The sequence below is a fragment of the Curtobacterium sp. MCLR17_032 genome (assembly GCF_003234795.2).
Taxonomy (GTDB): Bacteria; Actinomycetota; Actinomycetes; order Actinomycetales; family Microbacteriaceae; genus Curtobacterium.
Genome location: NZ_CP126268.1, coordinates 561733 through 586595, shown reverse-complemented (window position 1 = coordinate 586595; position 24863 = coordinate 561733). Strand labels below are relative to the sequence as shown.

Here is a 24863-nt window from a genome sequence, read left to right as displayed (position 1 = left end):
CTCATGTCGTTCCACCCATCCCTGAACCGAGAGCACGAAGGATCTCGTCGACCGACGCCGCATCGACAGATGCCTCGAGCATCTCGAGGTTCCGACGGATGAAGGGCTCGTTCAGGCGACTCATGTCCACCTTCCGTACAGCTTCGAGGACGTCCGCTCCGAATCGAGAACGGACTACACGCGCAGGACTGCCGGCGACGATCGCATAGTCCGCGACGTCACGTGTCACGATCGATCCTGCTGCGATGACGCTTCCGCGACCCAGTGTCACGCCAGAGAGAATCACAGCGCCGTGTCCAATCCAGACGTCGTCTCCGAGGACGATGTCTCCGCGAGACTGCACAGTCTCCTGCTCCCCGAGGACGAAGGCGCGCAACGGAAATGTCGAAAGCCGGTCGAGAGGGTGGTCCCCGTTGAGCACGAACGTGACGTCCTCAGCGATGGAGCAGAAGGAGCCAATGCGCAGTCTGCTCGAAGCAGCACCGTCGATGACTCTGAGCGGCCCGTAGGTGAAGTTCCCGACCTCGACGTGGTCGCGTCGGAACTGATTCACAGCGAAGGTCTCGTTGTGCCGGTTCGATCCGTACCAGCGGAATCGGTGCGATTCCAATCTCATGTGGTGGAGAAGGCGTCTACTCGTCTTCCACAACGCACTCTTACCGCTCCGCGGCATCCGCCGTCCGCCTTCCTGAGGTCCAAGCGGCGAGGAACCGCCTTGTCCGGTACTTCTTCGTAGCCACCAGTGCGCGGCGAAGCGTGAGCCCCATCGCCCAAAGACGCCCGGAGACGCCCGGACCATAGAACGTTCGCAAGTCATCACGAAAGATCAAGTACCGACGGTAAGCAGCATCGACGTCATCAGTCTCACGGGAGTAGTCCTGCTCGAGCGCCAGGTCCCACCGGACGTCCACAGAAGCACCGGCACGCTGAGCGTCGAGCGCGAACCGATGATCGACGTAGTCGAGGAACAACCGCTCGTCGAATCGCGTGGAGGCGAACACCTTGGCGCTGACGACCATGCCGCTGTTGATCCAGCTCATTGGGCCAGGGATCGCACCCCGCCATCTGACAGGTCTGTACCAGGGGCCAGTTCTCCTGCAGGGAGAAAGGATAACGGCCCCGGACACCACGACAGGCAGGACGATGTCGCTGCCGCAATCACCTCGGTCGAGAATGGCTTGTAGGTACGTCCCGACCGCCTTGGTGTCCTGGTCGAGGAAACAGATGTGGGTCGTCGACTCGTCGAGATGCGTGAGTGCAGCGTTGTAGGCCTTGGGCAGCCCGCGGTTCGCGCCGAGCCACATGTACCGCGAGTTGGCGGGAAGACCCGCCCTGTCATCCATCGTTGCCTCGGCCGGCGAGTTGTCCACGATGATCCACCTGATCTTCGTGTCCGACTCAAGCGCTGCGGCATACTGCACAACGGGCATGTCGCGAATGGCTTTTTTGTAACGGACGACAACAACTGCCAGGGAGATGCCTGCCCTTTGAGGACCAGTGACAGGCTTGCCGCTCTCGACGCTTCTCTCCATCACGGCTGAACGCTTTCTGAACGGCGAAGATCGGACCGGAAGATCCGGACGACGAGGACCGGCGTACGGAGCGTGTAGGCGATCGTCATCCCGGCGGCTACACCGGTGGGGCCGAACATGATGGCGCCCCCGACCATCGCGATGAGTGCTACGACCGCGAAGAGCGCGCCGTTGAGCGCCACGAACCCCTCGTCGCCAAGCCCTTGGAGGATTGCTGCAAGAGGGCCAGAGAGCGCAAGCATCGGGAAGCCCAGCATTGCCCAGACGAGGATCGATGCGCCGTCTCCGTAGGGACTACCGAAGAGAAGATCGAGGAGACCGCGTGCGAAGAACGTGACAGGGACGATCACGACGTATGTGCCGAGGAACAGGCCACAGACTCGCTTCGTGATCCGCCGGACGTTGCTGCGATCCCGAGCCACCGCAGGCAAGATGACCTGAGAGAGTGATGCGGGCAACAGGAGCAACGGGTTCACCAGCTTTTGGGCTGCTGCGTACAGGCCCGCGCTGGCAACCGAAGCGAAGGCGCCGACGATGGCGGAGTCGAGGATACGAACTTGGTTGAGTACTGAGCTCGCCCAGAACCGCCACGATCCTCTGAACACCGTGCCCAGGCCGAGCGGAGATGCGGTTCGCGACAATGGGGCAAGCGTGATGCGCTGCAGCACCTGGCTGAACGTCGCCCCGGCAAGTTGCGCGATCGCAAATGCGAGTGCGCCGTCCACGGATGCTTGGAGCGAACCCCAGAATACGGCCAGCATGAGCAAGCGGCGACCGAGGATCGACACCGCGGGAACGAAGCGCGAACCGTCCGCGTAGAAGACGCTGAGGTGCGTCTCGACGTTGCGCTCGACGGTCAGCGAGACCGCCAAGATCGCAAGTGCAACGCCGGGTGCAGCCGCGAAACCAGCTGCAACGCCGAACAGTACGGCGCTGACCACCGTGACGACGTCGTTGAGCTGCAGCGCTCCACGAACCAGCGCGTGGTCTTGACGGGCCCGTGCTCGCGAGAGGGTGGCGGTCACTCCGAGGTCGCTGACGAGCAACGCAAAGCCCGCAATGGCCGTGACGACACCGATCACGCCGAACGTCCGCAGATCCACGGCCCTGCTCAGCAGCATGAAAGAGACCGATTGGAGCACGGCGGCCAGACCCCGTGATCCGATGAGGATCACGACCTGACGGCTCACCGGCCCCCGACGAACGGGCGCGGACTCCGCTAGCGACGTGTCGCGATTACTCATCCTCGCTCACCGCCATCAGCCGTGAAACGCTTCCACTGCGCCCAACTGAGCTTCGGGCCGTCCAATGGTGGCAACGGAAGCCGCAGGCCCTCGAGAACTCCTCGAATGTATGCCCGAGCGGTCCCCTGCATCACTTTCCGCGCCAGGTTGACAACGATCGCGGCGAAGAAGGGTGCGCCGATGGACAGCTTGGTACGAAGCCCGAGGACCCGCCGAAACGTCGCGATGCGGTTCCGGACGAGCAGCCTTGCTTTGAGCTGCTGACCGCGCGGGTTGTCGACTGAGTGACCACCTACGTGTTCGAGCACCACGCCTTTCAGCTCTCGCGTGATGATGCCGCTCGCGCACAGTCCTAGTCCCCACTCGGCGTCCTCCCCCCAGGCGAAGAGATGGTCAGGGAACGGGTGACTGCGCAGGACGAGATCGCTCGGGAAGACTGCTGCCCCACCGCTCGGACCGACCAGATGTCGATCGAGATTCGTACGATCTCGGCAGAAGCCCCACCACGAGTACTCGATGCCAACGTGGACCTGACCGTCAGTACGGAGGGCCACGGCAAGCAAGCCATCGCTTTGCTCCTCGACCACCGCGCGGAGCGCTTCCTCGGTGAGAAAGACGTCCGGATTGAGTAAGAACACCCGGTCGGACCTGGCCAAGTGAACAGCGCGGTTTACACCAGCGGCAAACCCGGGGTTCTCAGGGTTCCATTCGTAGCGAGCCCAGCGGGCGAGACCGAGATCGACATCGAGGGCCCGCGCGCTGTGGTCGACGAACACGACCTCGACGTCCGCAGTCAGGGACTCGCGCCACGTGGGAAGCGTCTCTCGAAGTGTGTCGGCACCGCCAAAAAGGACAGACACAATCGTGAGCCGCGGTCTTGGGTACCCGCTCATCGGCCGACCTCGACGTCGCCGACGAGACGGCCAACGTAACGACGCTCGGGGTGAAACAATGCTGCGATCCTGTTCGGGAGCAAGAGATGCGGGTATCGCGAGTAGAACTTCGCCATGCTCGCGATCTCCAGCTTCCAGGCCCGAGGGTTGAAGCCGGCAGTCTCGCGGGCCCACGCATGGATCCATCGAATGGATCCGTCGAGAACCACCCGATGGCCTGATTTCCATGCCCGGAGCCCGAGGTCCGAATCCTCGTAGTAGACGAAGAAGCGTTCGTCCCACGGAAGCAGCCGGTAGGTCTTCATGGTCATTACAACGGCAGCCCCGATGAACCACGAGACGTACCGTTGTTCACCTTCGCGAGCCGTGATCTGGTAGTCCCGCCTTGCTGCGTCAGGAAGCCGATTCTTGAGCTTTGAAGCGAGTGTCGGGAAGCTTCGCCCGGACGGCTGAGCGGATCCGTCCGGATTGAGCAGCTGCGGGGCGAGGACGAGGTCATCCCCTGTGGAAAACGTCGTCTCGAACGATGACAGGGTCGATGTGTCCACCAAGACATCCGGGTTAGCGAACACGATGTACTCGGCTTCGACACTGCGCGCCCCGACATTGTTCGCCGCACCGAATCCGATGTTCCGCTCCAGCGGTATCACCGTCGCACCGAGGTTGCGGGCGATCTCGACTGAATCGTCGTTCGAAGCGTTGTCCACGACTGTCCAGCGGACCCCGTCCGGGAGGGCGACGGTTGCCCAGTGGTCGCCGAGGTCTCGTGCGCTGTTGTAGGAGACGGTGACGATGTGCCATCTGACCGACTTCAAGGGACGCGTCACTGGCTGGCCTCATCACTGTCGGAGACCATCGCGCACACCGGTCCGGCTTCAATCATCAATGGGCCTCTTTCCCCGGCGCCAACACCGCTCGCACCGTCCGCCACAGGATGACGATGTCCCCGGTCAGCGACCAGTTCTCCACGTAGTACAGGTCCAGCCGGATGGCGTCTTCCCACCCGAGCGACGACCGTCCGCCGACCTGCCACAGGCCGCTCATGCCGGGCTTGAGCAACAGCCGACGGCGTGCTGCGGCGTCGTAGAGCGCGACCTCGCCCTCGCGCTGGGGCCGCGGTCCGACCAGGCTCATCGAGCCGAACAGCACGTTGAACAGCTGCGGGAACTCGTCGAGCGAGTGTTTGCGGAGCACGTTACCGATCGAGGTGATGCGCGGGTCGTTCTCCAGCTTGAACAACGGAGTGTCTCCCTTGCCCTGCGCTGCGAGGAGCGCGACGAGCTCGTCGTCGGCATTGACGCGCATGGACCGGAACTTGAGCATGTCGAACGGCTGGCCGTTGAGGCCGACGCGCTCCTGGCGGTACAGCACCGGGCCCGCACTGGTGAACCGCACGGCGAGTGCCAACACGATCAACAGCGGCGACAGGGCGATGATCAGCAGCGCCGATCCGGCGACGTCGAACGCACGCTTCATGAAGAGCGTGGTGCCTTCGTAACGGGGCATTTCGACGTGGATCAGCGGCAGGCCGGCGACGGGACGCGTGTGGATGCGCGGGCCGTTGATCTCGGTCAGGCTCGGAGCGACGATCAGGTGCTCGCGCCCGCCCTCAAGTTCCCAACTCAGTTCACGCACCGCTTGCGCGCCCAGGTCGTCCGAACTCGTCACGGCCACGGTGTCGGCACCGATGCTGCGCAGTGCGACGACAGCGTCGCTGATCCGTCCGAGGATGGGGACCCCGGTCGTGCCGAGCGTCCCGCCGACGGGACCGGTCGGGACACAGGCACCGACGACGCGGTAGCCCTCTTCTGGGTGCCGCATCAGTTCGCGGGCGATGTGCTCGACTGATCCGGTGGACCCGACGAGCACGACCGTGGCGGAGTAGCGGCCGCTCCGGCGCTGTGCGTTGAGCCACTGGCGCCACATCCAACGCGTCAGCAGCAGGAGCAGGACGCCGAGAGGGAACGCGATGAAGATGTACCCGCGGGCGATCTCGAGCTTGAAGGCATACGCGACGATCGCCACGAGTGCGAACAACCGGATTGCCGAGTCGACGATTCGTCGGTACTCACCGGCGCCGGTGCCGATGTAGCGCGGATCACGGGTGTCGTAGAGCGCCAGCACGATCAGCCAGGCGACGACGATCAGGATCGAGACGGCCGAGTACCCGACGGCCAGGTCGGCCGAACTGCCCGCGACCTGCCGGCTGTCGAACCCGAACCACGCGATCTGCACGCCGAACGCCACCCAGATCAGCGCAAGCGCGTCGGTGATGACCAATCGACGGGCGTAGGTGTTCTCCCAGCCGAGCTCCGGTCGAGCGGTCCGTTCGGTCACCGTCACCACGAAGCACCACCGTCCGCAGACACCGCGACCGTGTCGCCCGACCAGGCCCACAGGTTCTTGTCTGCGAGACCGATCGCGACCGGCCCACTGCTCGCGCCCCCCGTCCAGCATCCGACGGGGCTGACCGTCGACGAGGCAGTCACCTTCACGGCCGCCAGGCTCGCGATCTCGACGCCGGCGCACGTCGCACCGCCGGTGCGCGCGAGTGTGTAGGTGTTGCCGGCGTCGGCGATGGAGTGGATCCCGCCGATCGGTGCCGTCACCCACGACCCGGTCCCGCTCCGCCAAGCGATGGCGTCCGCGCATGCGACGAGCGTCGTGTACTGCCCCTGGTAGACGTCGACCGGGTCGGCACACGGCGAGTCGGAGCGGCCGCTTTGCAGCTGCAGGGCGGCGTCGCTGACCCCGGCACCGGCGGCGCCCGGCTGACCGGCTGACCACGTGGCACCGTCGTCCGTGCTCGTTCGGACGGTCATGGCGCAGTCGTCGCCGACCCCTGTCAGGATCGAGACGCCGCTGGTGGTGGCACGCAGCCCCGTCAGGGTGCGCACGTCGTCGCCGAGGGCGACCGCGACCCAGGTCGCCCCGCCGTCCACCGAGTGCTCCAGCACCGGCTTGTCAACGGAACACGACGTACTGGAGGCTCGCCATGCCTCCTTGCCGTCGATGGCGGACAGCAGACGTCGGGCTGACGCAGCGTCTGCCGCACCTGCCGACGCGTTCGGCGTCGGGGACGCGCTCTCGCTGGAGCGCGGAGAGCTGGAGAAGGTCGGGATCGGGCCCGCCGGGTCACCGGAGTTCGGTGCGGTGCGCCCCAGGGCGAGCGTGACGAGTGCGATGTCGATGACGACCAGCACGACGATCACGATGGCGACCCAGACCAGGGTCGTCCGCGTGAGCGACGAACCGAGGTTTCGGGTCCCCCGGCGAGTGTCCATGTCCCCCGACCTCGTCTCAGCGCTCGGCGCGACTCAGGGCGCCGAGCTTCTTCCCGCCGCGCTTGGGCGGCTTGACCTTCGGTGTGTCCTCGTCCTCGATGCCGTAGCCGTACCCGTAGCCGTACCGGCCGTAGCCGTAGGCACCCGGGCCGCGGACCGGCATCATCGTGATGACGAAGCCGGCGATCGGCGCGCCCACGCTCTCGAGCGCGGAGACCGCAGCGGCGAACTGGCCCTTGTGCGTCTTGCCCGAGGCCACGGCGACGATCGCGCCGGAGGCCTTCTTCGCCAGGATCGCCGCGTCGGTGACGGGCAGCAGCGGCGGGGCGTCGAACAGGACGTAGTCGAACTCGCCCTCGAGCCGCTCGATGAGGTCCTGCATGGCGCGGGACCCGAGCAGCTCGGACGGGTTCGGCGGGATCTGTCCGGCCGGCAGGACGACCAGGTTGCCGCGGCCCCAGGGCTGGGCGACGTCCTCGAGCTCGGCACGGCCGATGAGCACGTCGGTCAGACCGGCGTTGGTCTCGACGTCCATGTACTCGGCGACGCGGGGACGGCGCAGGTCGGCGTCGATGAGGATCACGCGGAAGCCGGCACTGTCGAGCGCGATCGCCAGGTTGGCGACCGTGGTGCTCTTGCCCTCGGACTGCACGGACGACGTCATCACGAAGGTTCGGGCGCCGGTGCCGATGTCCAGGAACTGCAGGTTGGTGCGCAGCGTGCGGAACGACTCGGCACGCGGGCTGCGCGGGTCGACCTGCACGATCAGCGGACGTTCCGAGGCCTTGCTGTCGAAGGCGATGCCACCGACGACCGGCTTGTCGCTGATCTTCTCGACGTCCTGCTCGGTACGCACGCGGTTGTCCAGCGTCTCGCGGAGGACGGCGATGCCGACACCGAGCGCGAGCCCGACGAGCAGGCCGAGTGCGACGTTGACCGGCACGTTCGGGCTGACCGGGACGCTCGGCACGTCGGCCTGCTTCACGCGGGTGAGCTTGACGCTGCTCTTGCCGTCGGCGTCGGTGGCCTCGATGTCCTCGACGACGTTGGTGAGGCTCTGCGACGTCGCGTTCGCGATGTTCGCCGCCTGCACCGGGTCCGTGTCGTTCACGCTGATCGAGATCAGGGTCGTGCTCGTCGGCGCGGTCGCGGACACCATCGTCGCGAGCTGGTCGGCGTTCATGTCGAGCTGGAGCTTCGAGATGACCGGCAGCAGCACGATCGGCGTCGACACCAGGTTCGAGTACGTCAGGACGCGCTGCTGGGTGAAGGTGTTCCCCTGAGCCAAGTCACTCGCGCTGCCCGAGGTCTCCGTCGAGACGAAGACCTGCGCCGAAGCGGAGTACACCGGCTTCTTGAGCAGGGAGAAGCCCGCGGCAGCGGCAACTCCGACGAGTGCCAAGACCAGGATGAGGACCCATCCCTTACGTAGCACGGTGATGTAGTCGCGTAGTTCCACGCGGCCCGCCTTCCCCGACGATCCCGCCGCTCGCCCGTGGTCCCAACACGAGTGCCCGGGGATGTCCCGGTGTACGGCATTCAAATAGTGCCACATGATCGAGCAACGCTCGGCTGTATCGGCCGTTCTGGGCCTCCCGTCCTCTACGGTGAGCCCATGAGCACCGAGTCCGACGTGACCCACGCCGAGCCCGACACCAGCCGTCAGCGGGACCTCGTGATCCTGCTGGTCGCGCTGGGGGTGGCGGTGATCCTGGCCCGGGTCGCGTCGGGGTTCAACACCGCCGGCAAGATCCAGCCGCCCGTCATGCAGGTCCTGGTGGCCGACTTCGCCGTCTGGCTGCCGCTCGTCGCGGGCATCGTCTGGGTGCTGCGCCGATCGGCGAGCACGGACCGTGCCGCTCGCCTGCGACTGGGACTCGGGGACGCGATCTTCGCGATCGGCATCGTGATCCTGTGCCGGGTGTTCGACGTGTTCCTCGGCCTGGCGTTCACGGGCTCGACGGGCCTGACCCCGGCGCCGACGCTCGGGACCCCGGACGAGACGCTGCTGATCGTGTCGGCCATCGGCATCGTGCTGGTCAGTCCGTTCCTCGAAGAAGTCTTCTTCCGTGGGCTCTTCCAGCGCCGGATGGCCGCCGAACTCACCCCGCGCACGCGGTTCCTGGCCGTGTTCCTCACCGCGTTCCTGTTCGCGGTCCTGCACGTCCTGCTCGGTGCCGGCGGGACGCAGCTCGAGGGCTTCCGGGTGTTCCTGACGATCTTCGTGCTCGGGTCGCTGACCGGCACCCTGGTCGCGATGACGAACCGCATCGGCGGCGCGATCATGGCGCACGTGCTCTTCAACGCGGTGGCGGTCGTCGCGACCTGGCCTCGCTGAGCCGACCCGCGCCTCCCGTCTGATCCGCTGAGCGCCGTCGACGGCGGCCATCCTCCTTGCGGTCTTCCATGCAGGAGCTATGAGGCCCTACAGTTTCCCACGTTGTAACGCGGGCGCCTAGGGGGCGCCCGCGCCACCGATCAGACCGGACGACGTCGTCCACGAGGAGCCCATCCCTTGCGTCCCACTCTCATCTCGAGCCGGGGGCGCCGTCGCTTCCTCGGGTCGTCACTCGCCACAGCCGTCGTCGGAGCGCTCGCGCTCGGCGGGCTCGGCATCTCCGCCCTGCCGGCAGCCGCCGCTCCCGACGCCCGCACCGTGGTGTCCGGCGAGGCCCGCTTCCAGGTGCTCTCCCCCACCCTGATCCGCACCGAGTACGCGGGCGACGGGCAGTTCACCGACCAGGGCACGTTCAACGTGGTCGGGCGTGACGACTTCGCCCCGACGCCGTTCACCAAGACCGTGCAGGACGGCTGGCTGACGCTCGACACCGGGTCGATGACCGTGCAGTACCGGCAGGGCACCGGCGACTTCAGCCAGGACAACCTCCGGGTGACGCTGAAGATCTCCGCGGGCCAGGCCGTCACCGGCTCCCCGTGGGTCACGGCACGGACGCCCTCGTGTGCGATCGGCACGCTCTGCGAGGGCGAGGCACTCGCGCTGCAGGGCCTGGCGAACGCGACGGACCACAAGGGGTACACGGGCGCTGGCTTCGCCGCCGGGTTCGAGAACGTCGGCAACTCCATGACGTTCCGCACCGAAGTCGCGACGGCCGGGTCGTACGACCTGGCCATGCGGTACGCCAACAACCAGGGCGGCGACGGCAAGGTCGAGACCCGAACGTTGAGCATCGTCGTCGACGACCGGGCCCCGGTCACCCTGAGCCTGCCGGCCGGCGCGAACTGGGACGAGTGGAAGCAGACCACCGCAGCCCTCGACCTGACCGCCGGTCCGCACACCGTGAAGGTCGTCCGTGGCGACGCGGATTCCGGTCGGGTGAACGTCGACAGCCTGGCGATCGTCCCCTCGGGTGCGGCCTACCCGGCGCCGACCGCAGCGTCCGCCGGCCAGGACTGCGCCTTCGGCGTCGTCTGCCAGGCCGAGGACGCCGCACGCAGCGACCCCGCGACCGTGGCGACGAACCACAACGGCTTCGCCGGGGACGGCTTCGTCGCCGGGTTCGAGCGCGCCGGCGCCCAGATGACCGCGCACGTCACCGGGGTCCCGGCCGCGGGCGACTACGCGCTGCAGGTCCGGTACGCCAACGGGTCGGCCGGCACGCCCACACTGACCGCTGCTCCCGTCGGCCAGACCGCCACGACCGGTGAGCTCCCCCGCACCAGCGGCTGGGACTACTGGAACACCGTGACGGTCCCCGTACACCTGGCGGCCGGCGCGAACGACATCGCGATCGGCTGTCCGACCGTGGCGGCCAACTGCAACGTGAACTTCGACACGATCGCGGTCGTCGACACCGCGTCGCCCGTCCTCGCCGCGCACGCTCCGCTCGGTGGCTACCGGCGTGACCTCGACACCGCCAACGGTGCCGCGAAGACGAACCCCGGCCTGCTCTACCAGGACGGCTGGTCGCTGCTCGACGACACCGCTTCGGCACTGTACGACCCGGCGACCGAGCAGACCACGCCCCGCGGCGACCATGGTGGCGAGGGCTACCAGGACGGCTACGTCTTCGGGTACGGCACCGCGTACACGACCGCGCTGAAGGACCTGGCGACCCTGACCGGCCCCTCGAAGCTCCTGCCGCAGTGGGCGTACGGCGTCTGGTACTCCGAGTACTACGACCGGTCGCAGCAGGACTACCTGGACATCGCGAAGCGCTTCCAGGACGAGGGCGTCCCCGTCGACGTCATGGCGATCGACACCGACTACAAGACCGGCAGCCCGACGAACGAGGGCGAGAGCAAGTGGGACGGCTGGTCGGTCGACCCGGCCCGGATCCCTGACATGACGAGCCTGCTCGCCGACTGGCACGCCGAGGGCATCCACAACACCCTCAACATCCACCCGTCGATCTCCAGCAAGGACCCGGAGTTCGCGGCAGCGCAGGCGACCGCGAAGGGCAAGCTCACCAAGGGCGACGGCGACCGCTACCTGTTCGACTGGTCGGACCCCGACCAACTCAAGGCCTACTTCGACCTGCACACCTCGCTACAGCCGGAGGGCGTCGACATGTGGTGGCTCGACTGGTGCTGCAGTGAGAACTCGAAGTACTCCGCCAACGGTGTGACGCCGGACGCGTTCATCAATCAGCAGTACGCGAAGTACACCGACGAGCAGCTCAAGGGCCGCGGTCTGGCGTTCTCCCGCGCGTACGGCTCGCTGACCGCGGGCGGCTACGGCAACCCGCAGGCCGTGCCGACCGGACCCTGGGCCGACAAGCGCACCACCGTGCACTTCACCGGGGACACCACGTCCTCGTGGGACGAGCTCGCCGCCCAGGTCGGCTACACGCCCGGTGAGTCGGCAGCGACCGGCCTGTCCGCGATCAGCCACGACATCGGCGGGCACAACGGTGCGCAGTACGGCATCGAGGGCAAGGAGCCGGGCACGACCCAGCTGCCGGCCGACATGTACGCCCGGTGGGTGCAGTTCGGTGCGTTCCAGCCGATCGACCGCCTGCACAGCAACCACAGCGACCGGCTGCCCTGGCAGTACCCGGCCGAGGCGAACGCGTCGGCGAAGCAGTTCCTCAACCTCCGCGAGGACCTGCTCCCCCTGACGTACACCCTGGCCGCCGACGCCTCGGCGACCGGCACCCCGATGCTGCAGCCGCTCTACCTGCAGTACCCGGAGGCGCAGGAGTCCTATGCCCAGGCCGGCTCCGAGTACCTCTACGGCAAGGACGTGTTGGTCGCGCCCGTCACCACCGCGAACGACGACACCGGGAAGGCCACGCGTTCGGTCTGGTTCCCGGCCGGCGACTCGTGGACCGACTGGTTCACCGGCACGACCTACCAGGGCGGCACGACGGCCGACGTCACGACCGACCTGACCACCATGCCGGTGTTCGTCCGCAGCGGCGGCATCGTCCCGACCCGCTCGCACCACGTCGCGAACGACGCCGCACCGCTCGACGCGGTCACGGTGACGGTCGCGACCGGCGCGGACGGCACCTTCGCCCTGCACGAGGACTCGGGCGAGGGTCAGCCGACCGCGGCGGCCTCTTCTGCTCGCGCCGCGGGCAACTCCGCGTCGACCACGATGCGGTTCACCCAGCAGGCCGACGGCGGCACGCTCGACATCGCCCCGGCCGACGGCTCGTTCACCGGCCAGGTGCGCGACCGCTCGTGGACGGCGACGTTCACCGACGCCGACCGCCCCGCCTCCGTCACGATCGACGGGACTCCCGTCGCCGCGTCCGAATGGACGTACGACGCCGACAGCCGCACCATCACCGTGCCGGTCGCCGAGCGCTCGGTGACGGACCGGACCATCGTGCGGTACTCGAGGGTCGCTGCTGCGGTGCCGAGCCTCCAGGTCGCCGCGCCGACGGTCACCGCCGGTGACACGCAGACGGTGACCGGCTCCGGGTTCCCGGCGGAGGCGACGGTCACGCTGTCGACGACGCCGGCGCTCGGTGGCCAGGTGACCGTCCGCACCGGTGCCGACGGCACGTTCCGCAGCGACCTGGCGGTGCCGGCCACGGCCTCCGGGCGAGTCACGGTGTCCGCGTCGGTGGGCGGCGTGGTGCTGGCTCGGGTCGGGTTCACGGTGACGGCGGCGGCGGCGACCGCTCCGCCGACGGCCTCGCCGTCGCCCGGGCCGGGTTCGCCTGCTCCCGCGCCGGGCTCGCCTGCTCCCGCGCCGGGTGCCGACGCCGGTGCCGGCCCGGGTTCCGGCGGTGCGGGCACCCAGCCGGGAGGCTCGTCCCCCGCCGGCGACGGCGCCCTCGCCTGGACGGGTGCGAACGTCGTGCCCATCGGGGTCCTCGCCCTGGTGCTGCTCACCGCCGGCGGGCTGCTGCTGGCACAGCGGCGACGACGCCACCGTCGGGCCGAGTAGGTCCGCGGCACGGCACCACGATGCAGACGACGGCGGGGCACCCGGGAACGGGAGTCCCGCCGTCCGCACAGCCCGACACCTGTCGTCCGGCGTGGCCCCTCTTCGGGTCGACACCCCGTCGGTCCACCCCGTTGTCCAGTAGCCTCGGCTGAGCATGTCTCGCCCAACCAGCGTCATCGACAACCCCCTCGTCCGGCAGGCTCCGATCAGCGGCCTGCTGGCCCTCGGCGCGCTGCTGACCGTGACGCTGCCGACGCTCGAGATCAGCGACCTGACGATGTTCCTCGCCAGCCTGGTCTCCGTCGGCGTCGCGACCCTGCTCGCCGCGTTCGCCGCACACTTCCCGCGCGCGGTCCCGCTCGTGCCGATCCTGCTGGCCGTCGACTTCGTGTCCCTTGCCCTGTTCCGGACGGGCACCGGTGCCGGCGCGTCCGTGTTCACCTCGCTCGTGGTCCTGCCGGTGGTGTGGTGGGCGTCGCTCGACGGCCGACGCACGATCCTGTACTCGATCCTCGGCGTCACGATCGTGATCCTGGCGCCGTACCTGCTGCAGCCGGGCTCCGTGATCCGCGCCAGTGAGCTGGTGCGCCTCGGCATCACCGTCGTCGTGTTCGGCACGGTCGCCGTCATCGTTCACGAGCTCTCCCGCCGCGCCCGCCGTTCCGTCCGCTCCGCCGAGGACCGCGAGGTCCGCGTCCGCGCCGAGATCGAGCGCGCCGCCGCCGTGCAGCGCTCCCTGCTGCCCACCTCGAGCGACGGCCTGGGCGAGAGCGTCACCGTCGCCGGCACCTGCATGCCGGCGAAGAGCGTCGGCGGCGACTTCTTCGACTGGTACCGCACCGAGAACGGCATCGCCGTCGGACTGGGCGACGTGATGGGCAAGGGCGTCGGCGCCGGACTCATCGCCGCCGCCGTGCGTGCCACGATCCGCAGCGCCCGGACGGTCGACGACGCGTCCGAGGCCCTGCGCCGCGCCTCCGACGGGCTCGCTGCCGAGGGTGCCGGCACCGACGTCACCTTCACCACGTTGTTCCACGCCCGCATCGACGACGACGGCGGGCTGCAGTGGGCCGACGCCGGGCACGGGCTGAGCTTCATCCTCCGTGCTGCCGGAGGGGTGGAGCGCCTGCGCTCGGTCGACCTGCCGCTGGGGATGGGCCTCCGCGACGAGTGGGCGACCACCATCGGCACCCTCGAGCCGGGCGACCTGCTCATCTCGTTCAGCGACGGCGTGCTCGACCTGTTCGGCGGACGCGACGACGCGGTGGACTCGGTCGCCGAGCTGGCGCGCGCCGACCGGACGCCGGCGGCGATCGTCGCGGCCCTGGCCGAGCGGGCGGCCGAGGTGCCGCACGACGACGACGTGACGGTCATCGCGATCCGCCGCGAGGCTGCGTCCGCCGAGCCGACCGAGGTCGCGGCCGCGCCGCTGTCCCGCTCCCGCGCCGCCTGAGGGGCGCTGGGCCGCGCCGCTCGCGGGCGGGCGGGCGCCGAGGCTCGCCTGTGCGGACAACTTGCGCCGCCTGGCAGGCGCGAACTGCCCGCCTAGCCGAGGCTCGGCCCCAGCGACACCGCACGCAGCGAGCAGCGCGAGCGCTGTCGCCCATCGCGAACCTCGCCGGCCGGGAGGCCCGTCCCAGCCCCGCCACGCGCCTCCCGCCCGAGGCTCGGCCACGCGGACAACTTGCGTCGTCCGGCAGGGCGCAGACTGTCCGCCAGGCCGAGGCTCGCCCCCAGCGACACCGCACGCAGCGAGCAGCGCGAGCGCTGTCGCTCACCGCGAACCTCGCCGGCCGGGAGGCCCGTCCCAGCCCCGCCACGCGCCTCCCGCCCGAGACTCGGCCACGCGGACACCCTGCGGCCGCCGGCAGGCGCAAACCGTCCGCCAGGCCGAGGCTCGCCCCCAGCGACACCGCACGCGGCGAGCAGCGCGAGCCCTGTCGCCCAGCGCGAACCACGCCGGCCGGGAGGCCCGTCCCGGCCCCGCCCCGCGCCTCCCGCCCGAGACTCGGCCACGCGGACAACTTGCGTCGTCCGGCAGGCGCAAACCGTCCGCCAGGCCGGGGCTCGGCCCCAGCGACACCGCACGCGGCGAGCAGCGCGAGCGCTGTCGCCAAGCGCGGACCTCGCCGGCCCGCGGGACTACGCGGACCAGTCCGGCCGGACGAAGCCGCTCTCGTACGCGAAGACGACGGCCTGCACCCGGCTCGCGGCCCCGACCTTGCCGAGCACGCTGCTGATGTGGGTCTTCACGGTGGCCTCGCTGATCCAGAGGTCCTTCGCGATCTGCGCATTGCTGGCGCCGCGGACCAGGGCGGTGAGGACCTCCCGCTCGCGGGCGCTCAGCGACGCCAGCGCGGGGGCGTGCTCGGCAGGCGGAGCGGGCGCGGTCGACCCCGCAGCGCCACCGCCCGCGCCACCGGACCGGGCACCGAGCAGCCGGTTCTCGAGCAGCGCCCGGGTCATCGACGGTGCGATGAGGGTGTCGCCGGTGTGTGCCGCACGGACCCCGGCGGCGATGAGGTCCGGGCCCGCGTCCTTGAGCAGGAACCCGAGTGCGCCGGCCTGGACGGCGTCGAGCAGGTACTCCTCGTCGTCGAACGTGGTGAGGATGACCACTGCGCCCGCGGTGCCGTCGGACACGATCGAGCGGGTGGCCGAGATGCCGTCGAGCACGGGCATCCGGACGTCCATGAGCACCACGTCAGGGCGGAGGTCGGCGCAGACGGCGATCGCCTCGGCTCCGTTCGGCGCCTGCCCGACGACGGTCAGGTCGGGTTCGGCGTCGACCATCATGCCGAGGCCGGTGCGCACCACGGCCTGGTCGTCGACGATCACCACGCGGATCACGACGCGACCACCCGGGGAGCGGCAGCGCCGGCCGGAGCCGAAGCGGCAGGAGCGGCGGCAGCCAGCCCAGCCACGCCGACGGGACCCGCAGCACCGGCAGCCGCCCGACCGGCAGCGCCACCCGGCCCCGCACCACCCGGCCCCGCACCGGGCCGGACGCTGCCCGCCGTCGGCACACGCGCCTCCCGGGGTGCCTCGAGCGTGACGCGCCATCCGCCACCCGCGGCCGGCCCGGCGTCCAGGACCCCGCCGATCGACGCGGCGCGCTCCCGCATCCCGCGGATCCCGGCGCCACCGACGGCGAGTTCCGGCACCCGGGGGCTGCCGCCGGAGCCGCCGTCGTCGAGGACCTCGAGGCGGATGCGGTCCTCGGACGCGGCCAGACTGATCCGCACCGAGGAGCCGTCGGAGTGCACGAGGGTGTTGGTCAGCGCCTCCTGGCAGACGCGGAGGACGGCGAAGTCCTGCATCACGCCCAGGCTCCCGGGCACGCGCAGGTCGGTGTCGACCCGCACACCGGTGGCGCGGACGCGGTCGACGGCGGCCTCGAGGGCGCCCCGGAGCGACACCGGGGCGTCGGTCGTGCCGCCGTCCCCGCCCGCACGGAGGACCCGGACGACCTTCCGCATCTCGGACAGCGCCTGCTGCCCGGTGCCCGCGACCCACGAGGCGTACTCGGCGAACTCGGCCTGGTCCGCGACCCCGACCCGGACCAGCGCCTGGGAGCGGACGACGATGGCGGCCATGTGGTGGGCGACGACGTCGTGGACCTCGCGGGCGACGGCGGTGCGTTCCTCGGAAGCGATGCGGGCCTGGTCGGACTCGCGCAGGCGGACGAGTTCCTCGTTGCGCCGCTGCAGCACGAGCTCGGACCGACGGCGACGGGCGGTGGCGCGGCCGAGGACGGCGGACGCCACGAGCAGGATCCCCATCAGGACGATCGTCGACCAGTCGGCGATGGCCAGGAGCGACTTGCCGAGCAGCAGTGCGAGCGGCCACCGGTGGACGGCGAGCACCCAGGACTCCACTGGCGCGAACGCGAGGGGCAGGAACAGCGCGGACAGGGTCGGCAGGGTGACGACCGCCAGCACGGCGAGCACCCGTCGTCCGGCCGCACACGCCAGGTAGACGGCGATCACGAGCGGGATGAGGCGCACGGTCAGCACGCCGAACGTCCACAGCGGCCAGCCGACGACGATCGCGACCACCACGAGCAGCGGGTACGGCAGCCGCTGGCCGACGCCGATGCAGAGCGCGACCAGGGCCGCGGTGACCCGGTAGTCGTCGAGGCTCGTCGGGTACCAGCCGGCGCGGTGCAGCCCTTCCATCGTCAGGAGCGCGAGGGCGAGGAACACGACCCCGGCCACGGCAGCGCGCACCCACGGCGGGATCGAGACTGGACGCATGGCGTGAGGCTAGCCGCCCGAGGCGACTCCGCGCCTCCCCCGAACGACGGAGCGCGCGCGTCCGGACGATCAGTCGAACGGACGGGAGGCCCACCACCTTCCGCCGATGCGCCTGACGCCCGCCTCGTCAGAAGCTGGTCCTGCCGCAGTGAGCGGTCTGCCGCAGTCCGCGGCAGCGCTGCAGCCCGCAGCAGCGCCGCAGCCCGCGGCCGTCGAACGGAGCACGTGATGCAGAAGAAGACCGCTGTCAGCCTGGCCACCCTGGCGCTCATCCTGGCCATCGCGGGGACGGGCGCCGCGGCGGCGACCATCGGGGGCCCGGACGCCTCGTCGGACGTCGGACGCCCCGCGACCACGTCGACCGTCGTGCAGACCACGGTCGCCACGTCGGACGACGACGGCTGGCCGGGACAGCTGCCGGACGCCGACCGCTTCCGGGGGCTCTCGCGGTCGGACCAGCAGGCGGTGCTGCGGCGGGTCGACCGGCTGCTCGGGGACCTCAGCGGCTCGCGGGCCAGCGAGGGGCTCGTCCGGCAGCTGAGCGGCTACCGGGGCGAGCTGGCGCGTCTCCGCCGGTAGGTCCTGCGGCGCGGCGCGAGGCACGAGGCACGAGGTTCGCGCTGAGCGACACCGCGCGGCCGACCGCAGGCGAGCCATGTCGCCCAGCGCGAACGTCGGCCCGGCCTCAGGCCGCGGACCCGCCGTCGCCCGGTACCGGCCACGTCCCCCGCAGTCGGCCGAGCAGGCTGTCGATGTTCCGCAGTGCGCAACGCGTCTCCCACACGGAGTACGCGCAGAAGCCCAGGAACACCACCAGCAGGATCCACCAGAACGGGCTGACGGTCAGCGCAGCCCAGACCGAGAAGGCCGCGAACACAACGGCCATGACCGGCACGAGGACCCGGTTGTTCCGGTAGCGCTTGCGGGTCGACTCCAGCTCGCGGACCCAGACGACGTGGTCGACCGATCCGGGCATCTCCCCCGAGCGCACCGCCTGCTGGATCGCTGCGGCGTTCGCCACTCCGCCCGCGCGCCGGCGTCGGTACCGGATGACCAGGCCGAAGAAGATCGTCATCAGGACCGCGTAGGCCAGGGCGCTGTAGGCCCGCGCCACGAGCGACGACCCGTCCGGGTCCGAAGCGAGTCCGATGCCGAAGTAGAGCGCGCCCACCAGGACGAAGACGATGGGCAGCAGTGCCCGCAGCGGCAGTCGTCGCAGGCGGTCCATCGTGGTCCTCCGGAGGCTGTTCGGCGCGGAGCGGTCCCGCCGGTTCACGGCCCGCTCAGTTGAGGCTACGACATCACCGGGGCGCGGACGGCTCGCACCCGGGCGCGCGCGACGCCGAGGTTCGCGCTGAGCGACACCGCGCGGCCGACCGCAGGCGAGCCGTGTCGCCCAGCGCGAACCCGGCCCGGCCCGGCCCGGCCCGGCCTCGGCCTGACGGACACTCTGCGGGCTCCGGGACGCGAGCCTCGTCCGCCCCGCCGAGGCTCGGCGGACCTGGACGGCGCCGGACGCGTGCAGCACACTGACGGCATGGGGTGGGGGAAGAGCGCGCTGGCGATCGGGATCGTGTGCATGCTCGGGGGCGGCCTCGCCGGGTGCGCTGGGATAAGGAGCGGCCAGTGTGTGGACTACGTCTCACTCACCCCGGCGGAGCAGACGCGCGAAGCGTCCCTCGTCGTCGACGCCGACGTCCGGTCGACGGACCGAACGGTCGAGGTGGCCGGCCGCTACCGCGTCCACGAAGCGGCGATCACCGACGTGTGCAAGGGCCGGACGCTTGGCGATCGGATCGACGTGATCGCGACCTCCGACCAGTGCACGTCGAGCGGCGAGCCCGTCGAGTACGTCGACGGCGACCCGCTGGCCGAGCCGGGCAGCTACCGCCTGTACCTGACGCGGGTCCGGGGTGGAGGCCCGTGGCAGCTGGTCGTCCCGGGTGCCGCCGAGCGCCTCCCGGCCTGAGCGCCGCCGCGAGACTCGCGCTCAGCGACGACCCGCGGCCGTCGGCACGCGAACGGTGTCGCTCAGCGCGAACCTCAGCACGCGCCGCCGCCGGCGCGCAGCCGCCCGTCAGACCTCGACGTCGCTGCCCATCGTCACCGTGCGGCGGAGCGGCAGCCCGAACCGCGCGGCCGGGTCGGCAGCGTTGTGCGCCATCGCGACGAAGAGCTTCCGCCGCCACGACACCATCCCGCCCTTGCCCGCCCCGGTCCGGAGTGCCCCGCGCGAGATGAAGTACGACGCCTTCGACATGTCCTCCTGGGACAGGTCGATCAGGCCGGCGGTGCACGCGGCACGCATCGCGGCGGGCAGGTCCTGGTCGTCGGAGAACCCGAACGTGATGGTGATGTGGTCGATGCCGTCGTCGTCGTAACCGAGCTCGTCGCGGCGGAAGGCCTCTTCCAGCGCCACGTGCGGCACGTTGGCGGTGAGGACGGACACGATGATGACGCGCTGGTGCACGACGCCGTTGTGCTCGACGTTCGCCCGGAGTGCCAGCGGCGTCGTCTCCTTGTTCGGGTGCGGGAACACCGCGATGCCCGGGACGCGCGGGATGTGGTCGGCGTTGACGGTTCCGATGAACTCGGCGAGCGAGCCCTCGCGCTTCCGACGCTCGATCTGCACGAGCTGCCGACCGCGGTGCCAGGTCGTCATCAGGGTGATCACGGCCAGGGCGATGAGCAGCGGCACCCAACCACCGTGCAGGACCTTCGACAGGTTGCCCGCGAGGAACGTCAGCTCGAGGCCGCCGAACACCACGGCGACGGTGACGAGCTTCCAGGTCGCCCAGCGCCAGAGCGGCTTGACGACGACGAGCAGCAGCAGGGTGTCGACGACCAGCGCACCCGTGACCGAGACGCCGTACGCGGTGGCCAGGGCGGCCGAGGAGCGGAACGCCAGCATGATCGCCATCACGCCGATGAAGAGCAGCAGGTTGACGGCCGGCAGGTAGACCTGGCCGCCCTCGCGCTTCGACGTCTGGCGGATGGTCAGCGGCGGCAGCAGTCCGAGCTGCACGGCCTGGCGGGTGAGCGAGAACGCGCCGGAGATGACGGCCTGGCTGGCGATCACGGTCGCCGCGGTGGCCAGGATCACGACGGGCAGCTGCGCCCAGTTCGGGAACAGCAGGAAGAACGGGTCCTTCGTGGCGGTCGGGTCCTCGAGCACCAGGGCGGCCTGGCCCAGGTAGTTGCAGACGAGCGCGGGGAACACCACGAAGAACCAGGCGCGGAGGATCGGCATCCGCCCGAAGTGGCCCATGTCGGCGTACAGCGCCTCGGCTCCGGTGATGGCGAGGACGACGGCGCCCATCGCGATGAAGGTGATGAACGGGTGCGCGAACAGGAACGCGATCGCCCAGGTCGGGGACAGCCCCTGCAGGACACCCGGGTGCTCGACGATGCGCGGGATGCCGGCGACCGCGATGACGACGAACCAGAGCAGCATGACCGGGCCGAACGAGGCGCCGACCTTGGCGGTGCCGAAGCGCTGCACGATGAACAGCCCGATGAGGATCACGGCCGCGATCGGCACGATGAGGTGCTCGACCGACGGGGCTGCGGTGCCCAGGCCCTCGACGGCAGACAACACCGACACTGCCGGGGTGATCACGGAGTCGCCGTAGAACAGCGAGACGCCGACGATGCCGATGATCAGGAACACCGTCGTGCCGCCGGGCCGGTTGGCGTGCAGGCGTCGGGCGAGTGCGGCGAGCGCCATCACCCCGCCCTCACCGTGGTTGTCGACGCGCATGAGCACCAGGACGTACTTGATCGACACGACGATGGTGATCGACCAGAAGAGCAGCGAGATGACGCCGTAGACGTCCTCGGGGACGGGCCGCACGATGCCGCCGTCGACGGAGAACACCGTGCGCATCGAGTAGAGCGGGCTGGTGCCGATGTCGCCGAACACGACGCCGAGCGCAGCGAGGGCGAGACCAGCCTTGCCACGGTGCCCACGGGCCTCCCGGCTGGCGGGGCGCTGCGCGGCCTTCGCGGGGTGCGTGGCGTCGTCGCCTGGGCCGGCGTCACCGGGCTGGGCGTCGTGCCCACCCGAGGGGTGGTCTGACGACTGCGACGAGGCGCGGGTCTCGGTCACGGTGGTGCTCTCCAGTCCGGGCCGTGCGGACGACGGCCGCGCTCATCATGCACCCGCGGAGTGACAGCCGAGCGCGCGGCGCACGCTCGCCTGCGCCGATCGGCTCTACGCGCCGCCGTCCGGAACCGTCACGATCCGGTTCTGGTAGGCCCAGACGACGGCCTGCAGGCGGGACCGGACGCCGAGTTTCGGCAGCATGCGTGCCAGGTGTGACTTCACCGTGGAGACCTCGACGACGAGCGATGCAGCGATCTCCTCGTTCGACATCCCCTGCGCGAGCAGGAGCAGCACGTCGCGTTCGCGGGCGGTGAGGACGCCGTCGACCCGGTCCCCGGTGACGGGTTGCAGGCTCCGGCGTGAGGCGAACTCACGCAGGACCCGTCGGGTGAGCGCCTGGTCGAGGGTGCCGTTGCCGGCGGCGACCTGACGCACCGCCCCGATGATGACGTCGGGTTCGGCGTCCTTGAGGAGGAACCCGGACGCGCCGGCCTCGAGGGCACCGAACACCAGGTCGTCCATGTCGAACGTGGTGAGCATGAGCGCGGGGACGGCCGGGTCGGCGTCGGGGCGGCAGAGTTCGCGCGCCACCTCGATGCCGTTCCGGACGGGCATCCGGATGTCGAGGACCGCCACGTCCGGTCGGGTGCTCCGGGCGAGCTCGAGGGCCTGGCCGCCGTCGGCGGCGACGGCCACGACCTCGATGTCCGGTTCCGCGTCGAGGAGCGCGGAGACGCCGGCCCGGACGAGCGGCTGGTCGTCCGCGACCAGGACGCGGATGGTCGGGCCGTCGGACGTCGTGTCGGTCACCGTGGGCCTTCCGTGGGGTCGGGCTGCGTGGTCGCGACCGGCGGGGCGGGGGTGGGCAGGGCCTCCCGGCCGAGACGCAGGCTGACCGTCCAGCCGCCGGCATCCGTCGGACCGACCTGGAGGCTCGCCCCCACCAGTTCTGCCCGCTCACGCATGCCACGCAGCCCGTTCCCCCCGGCCGGCGTGCTGCCGAGTGCGGGGACGGTGGCCGGCCCGTTCTCGACGCGGATCGCGAGGTGGTCGTCGGCGCGGTCGTCGATGGTGACGGTGCACGGCGCTCCCGGGGCGTGCAGGGCGGCGTTGGCGAGGGCCTCCTGGACGGTGCGGTAGGCGGCGAGCTGGGCGAGCGGGCCGACGCCGTCGCCGAGCGGGCGGGGTGCGACCGCTGCGTCTCCGACGCCGGCTGCGGGCCGGACGTCGAGCCGGACGTCACTGCGGAACCGGGCCCGTTCGGCCAGGTCGACGATGCCGGTGACGGTCTCCACCGCGCGCTCGGCGGGACTGTCGTCGCGGAGCAGGCCGACCAGGCGGCGCAGGTCCTCGAGCACGGCGGTGCTCTGCTCCCGGACCTGGCGGACCCCCTCGTGGGCACGCTCGGGGTCGGTGTCGATCTGGCGGTCGATGACGGCGGACATCAGGGCGATGCCGGACAGGTGGTGGGCGGCGATGTCGTGCAGCTCCCGTGCCATGGCGGCGCGTTCGCGGGAGACGGCGGCGTCGATGTGGGCGTCGGCCTCGCGGTCGACGGCGGTGGCCTCGGCGGTGCGGGCGGCGCGGACCTCGCGGCGGGCCCGGACCACGAGGGTGATGAGCACCGGCAGTCCGACCGTGCCGAAGGCCTGCAGGAAGCCCTGTCCGGCCGAGCGGGTCAGGCCGAGACCCACTCCGTCACGTCCGGCGCCGGAGGCGATGTACCAGACCGTTCCCTCGGCGAGGACGACGAGGACCGCAGTGGCGACGAGCGTCGGCCAGATCCGTGCGAGCGGAGCCCGCAGGACGGCGAGGACCACGGCGACGACGACCGGCAGCAGCAGGAGCCCGTGCAGGGTCGTCGGTGCGGCGACGGCGACGACGGGGACGGCGCTGACCGCGATGAGCACCGCGCGGGGTGCGCGTCGGGCGACGAGCAGGACCGCCGACTGGACGAGCAGTGCGAGGGCCAGGACGAGCCACGGGCCGCTGGCCACGGCGGGGTAGGCACCGACCTTGACGATGACGTCGGGATCGGCGGCGTCGAGGGGCGGCAGGCCGAGGAGCAGTCCGAGCCCGACCACTGCGGTACCGAGCGCGATGAGCACGTCCGTGCGTCGCTGGCGAGCGGTCACACCCGGCGCGGACGCGGGCGCCGACCCGGGCGCCGATCCGGGCGCACTGGGGCGCGGCTCAGCGGTTGCCATCGTGCGATCCTACGAGGCTCGTGGTGGCACGCGACGGGATCGGGGCGTCGATCGGCAGCGCCCGACGTGCCGGGTCGTAGCCGAGACGACCGCGGGTGACGACGAGCAGCACCACGGCGGCGACGGTCGACATGATCGTCAGTCCGATCATCAGCGTGCCGGCGGTCATGCTCGGGTACATCTCGGGGAACAGCGACGAGATCGTGTTGTTCACGCCGACGTGCAGGAGCAGGGCGAGCGGCAGGCTCTCGCCGGTCTTGTTGAACACCTGGATCATCACGACGTTGAACGTGATCGTGAAGAGGGCGAAGACGACGGGTTCGCTCCAGTGCGCGTTCGGCCACCCGCCCCAGTCGCTGAGGTACAGCGGCATGTGCCAGAGCGCCCAGATCGGACCGAGGACCGCTGCGGCACCGAGACCACCGAAGCGGTGCTGCAGTCGGGGCAGGGCGAAGTCGCGCCAGCCGGGCTCCTCGCTGAGGCCGGTCGAGAACAGCTGGATGACGAGTCCGGGCACCAGGGCCGACAGCGCCAGGGCGGAGGGGGCGTGCACGTCACCGCCGGCGAACGGCACCGCGGACAGGACGATCAGCGCCGGGACGACGACGAGCGCCAGCGCGTACCAGTACCAGGCGACCCGCCAGCGGAACAGGCGTCCCACCCAGCGGCGGAGGCCCGCGCGACCGTCGGCGACCGCGGTCACGATGAACGCGCTGCCCAGCGGGCCGAGCAGGGCGCCGGGCAGGACCCCGGTGAACTGGGCGCTGCCCAGGACCTCGGGGAAGTGGATGTCCCACACACCCATGCCGTGCGGCGACAGGATGTACGGCACCCACGCCAGCCAGCTCAGGCCGAGGGCGAGGGTGAAGAAGGTCAGCAGCGGATGCCGGGTGATGACCCCCGGGACGCCGCGGCGTTCCTGCTGCGCGGTGCCGGTCGTCGACCGGGCTTCGATGGTGTTCGTCATGACGTCGACGCTAG

The 24863-nt window shown here is 70.4% G+C and carries 20 protein-coding genes; 5 read left to right on the top strand and 15 right to left on the bottom strand.

Annotated elements, in window-relative coordinates:
• Position 1: 1 nt before the first annotated feature.
• The 8 genes from DEI97_RS02800 to DEI97_RS02765 form a co-directional block, all read right to left on the bottom strand.
• Positions 2-553: a CatB-related O-acetyltransferase gene (locus DEI97_RS02800; protein ID WP_284158317.1), complete on the bottom strand. Its 552-nt coding sequence runs from the start codon at positions 551-553 to the stop codon at positions 2-4.
• Between the two features lie 103 nt (positions 554-656).
• A complete protein-coding gene (locus DEI97_RS02795; RefSeq protein WP_146248136.1) occupies positions 657-1535 on the bottom strand; it encodes a glycosyltransferase family protein in 879 nt (292 codons plus the stop codon).
• Complete coding sequence (locus DEI97_RS02790) at positions 1532-2707, bottom strand: lipopolysaccharide biosynthesis protein (RefSeq protein WP_181439241.1); 1176 nt, start codon at positions 2705-2707, stop codon at positions 1532-1534. Before DEI97_RS02790 ends, DEI97_RS02795 begins: the two co-directional genes overlap by 4 nt.
• 65 nt (positions 2708-2772) lie before the next feature.
• On the bottom strand, positions 2773-3669 hold the full coding sequence (locus DEI97_RS02785; protein WP_181439240.1) for a glycosyltransferase family 2 protein: 897 nt from the start codon (positions 3667-3669) through the stop codon (positions 2773-2775).
• A complete protein-coding gene (locus DEI97_RS02780) occupies positions 3666-4496 on the bottom strand; it encodes a glycosyltransferase (protein WP_111074853.1) in 831 nt (276 codons plus the stop codon). The genes DEI97_RS02785 and DEI97_RS02780 overlap by 4 nt, the downstream gene beginning before the upstream one ends.
• A 55-nt stretch (positions 4497-4551) precedes the next feature.
• Positions 4552-6015, bottom strand: coding sequence for a sugar transferase (locus tag DEI97_RS02775; protein WP_258376702.1), 1464 nt, complete (start codon positions 6013-6015; stop codon positions 4552-4554).
• On the bottom strand, positions 6009-6953 hold the full coding sequence (locus DEI97_RS02770) for a beta propeller repeat protein (protein WP_146248135.1): 945 nt from the start codon (positions 6951-6953) through the stop codon (positions 6009-6011). Before DEI97_RS02770 ends, DEI97_RS02775 begins: the two co-directional genes overlap by 7 nt.
• A gap of 16 nt (positions 6954-6969) precedes the next feature.
• Positions 6970-8412, bottom strand: coding sequence for a tyrosine-protein kinase domain-containing protein (locus DEI97_RS02765; RefSeq protein WP_111074851.1), 1443 nt, complete (start codon positions 8410-8412; stop codon positions 6970-6972).
• A gap of 156 nt (positions 8413-8568) precedes the next feature.
• Here DEI97_RS02765 and DEI97_RS02760 point away from each other — a divergent pair, with 156 nt between their 5' ends.
• The 3 genes from DEI97_RS02760 (at position 8569) to DEI97_RS02750 (ending at position 14767) form a co-directional block, all read left to right on the top strand.
• Positions 8569-9291, top strand: a complete 723-nt coding sequence (locus tag DEI97_RS02760; protein WP_111074850.1) for a CPBP family intramembrane glutamic endopeptidase — start codon at positions 8569-8571, stop codon at positions 9289-9291.
• Positions 9292-9468: 177 nt separating this feature from the next.
• On the top strand, positions 9469-13314 hold the full coding sequence (locus tag DEI97_RS02755) for a TIM-barrel domain-containing protein (RefSeq protein ID WP_220039198.1): 3846 nt from the start codon (positions 9469-9471) through the stop codon (positions 13312-13314).
• Positions 13315-13468: 154 nt separating this feature from the next.
• Positions 13469-14767: a PP2C family protein-serine/threonine phosphatase gene (locus tag DEI97_RS02750; RefSeq protein ID WP_111074849.1), complete on the top strand. Its 1299-nt coding sequence runs from the start codon at positions 13469-13471 to the stop codon at positions 14765-14767.
• A gap of 689 nt (positions 14768-15456) precedes the next feature.
• Here DEI97_RS02750 and DEI97_RS02745 read toward each other — a convergent pair.
• Complete coding sequence (locus DEI97_RS02745; RefSeq protein ID WP_258376701.1) at positions 15457-16164, bottom strand: response regulator; 708 nt, start codon at positions 16162-16164, stop codon at positions 15457-15459.
• The gene (locus DEI97_RS02740; protein ID WP_111074847.1) at positions 16161-17570 is read right to left on the bottom strand and encodes a sensor histidine kinase; all 1410 of its coding nucleotides are present in this window, start codon (positions 17568-17570) and stop codon (positions 16161-16163) included. Before DEI97_RS02740 ends, DEI97_RS02745 begins: the two co-directional genes overlap by 4 nt.
• A gap of 228 nt (positions 17571-17798) precedes the next feature.
• Between DEI97_RS02740 and DEI97_RS02735 the strand changes: the two genes are divergently transcribed.
• Positions 17799-18149: a hypothetical protein gene (locus tag DEI97_RS02735; RefSeq protein WP_111074846.1), complete on the top strand. Its 351-nt coding sequence runs from the start codon at positions 17799-17801 to the stop codon at positions 18147-18149.
• A gap of 106 nt (positions 18150-18255) precedes the next feature.
• Here DEI97_RS02735 and DEI97_RS02730 read toward each other — a convergent pair whose 3' ends face one another.
• Positions 18256-18798 carry a hypothetical protein gene (locus tag DEI97_RS02730; protein ID WP_111074845.1) on the bottom strand — a complete coding sequence of 181 codons (543 nt, stop codon included), beginning with the start codon at positions 18796-18798 and terminating at the stop codon, positions 18256-18258.
• A 402-nt stretch (positions 18799-19200) separates the two neighbouring features.
• Here DEI97_RS02730 and DEI97_RS02725 point away from each other — a divergent pair, with 402 nt between their 5' ends.
• Positions 19201-19539, top strand: a complete 339-nt coding sequence (locus DEI97_RS02725) for a hypothetical protein (protein WP_111074844.1) — start codon at positions 19201-19203, stop codon at positions 19537-19539.
• Positions 19540-19647: 108 nt separating this feature from the next.
• Here the strand turns inward: DEI97_RS02725 and DEI97_RS02720 are convergent, their stop codons facing one another.
• The 4 genes from DEI97_RS02720 to DEI97_RS02705 form a co-directional block, all read right to left on the bottom strand.
• Positions 19648-21678 (bottom strand): potassium transporter Kup, encoded by a 2031-nt coding sequence (locus tag DEI97_RS02720; protein ID WP_111074843.1) that lies wholly within the window; start codon positions 21676-21678, stop codon positions 19648-19650.
• A 105-nt stretch (positions 21679-21783) separates the two neighbouring features.
• Complete coding sequence (locus DEI97_RS02715; protein WP_258376700.1) at positions 21784-22485, bottom strand: response regulator; 702 nt, start codon at positions 22483-22485, stop codon at positions 21784-21786.
• Positions 22482-23882: a sensor histidine kinase gene (locus tag DEI97_RS02710; protein ID WP_111074842.1), complete on the bottom strand. Its 1401-nt coding sequence runs from the start codon at positions 23880-23882 to the stop codon at positions 22482-22484. The genes DEI97_RS02715 and DEI97_RS02710 overlap by 4 nt, the downstream gene beginning before the upstream one ends.
• The gene (locus DEI97_RS02705; protein ID WP_111074841.1) at positions 23869-24849 is read right to left on the bottom strand and encodes a type II CAAX endopeptidase family protein; all 981 of its coding nucleotides are present in this window, start codon (positions 24847-24849) and stop codon (positions 23869-23871) included. Before DEI97_RS02705 ends, DEI97_RS02710 begins: the two co-directional genes overlap by 14 nt.
• Positions 24850-24863: the final 14 nt, after the last annotated feature.

Bases quoted from the DNA above. Each gene is read 5' to 3' on its own strand.
- DEI97_RS02750 (WP_111074849.1), top strand. From the start codon at position 13,469: ATGTCTCGCCCAACCAGCGTCATCGACAACCCCCTCGTCCGGCAGGCT.
- DEI97_RS02770 (WP_146248135.1), bottom strand. From the start codon at position 6,953: ATGGACACTCGCCGGGGGACCCGAAACCTCGGTTCGTCGCTCACGCGG.
- DEI97_RS02735 (WP_111074846.1), top strand. From the start codon at position 17,799: ATGCAGAAGAAGACCGCTGTCAGCCTGGCCACCCTGGCGCTCATCCTG.
- DEI97_RS02710 (WP_111074842.1), bottom strand. From the start codon at position 23,882: ATGGCAACCGCTGAGCCGCGCCCCAGTGCGCCCGGATCGGCGCCCGGG.
- DEI97_RS02760 (WP_111074850.1), top strand. From the start codon at position 8,569: ATGAGCACCGAGTCCGACGTGACCCACGCCGAGCCCGACACCAGCCGT.
- DEI97_RS02785 (WP_181439240.1), bottom strand. From the start codon at position 3,669: ATGAGCGGGTACCCAAGACCGCGGCTCACGATTGTGTCTGTCCTTTTT.
- DEI97_RS02740 (WP_111074847.1), bottom strand. From the start codon at position 17,570: ATGCGTCCAGTCTCGATCCCGCCGTGGGTGCGCGCTGCCGTGGCCGGG.
- DEI97_RS02705 (WP_111074841.1), bottom strand. From the start codon at position 24,849: ATGACGAACACCATCGAAGCCCGGTCGACGACCGGCACCGCGCAGCAG.
- DEI97_RS02730 (WP_111074845.1), bottom strand. From the start codon at position 18,798: ATGGACCGCCTGCGACGACTGCCGCTGCGGGCACTGCTGCCCATCGTC.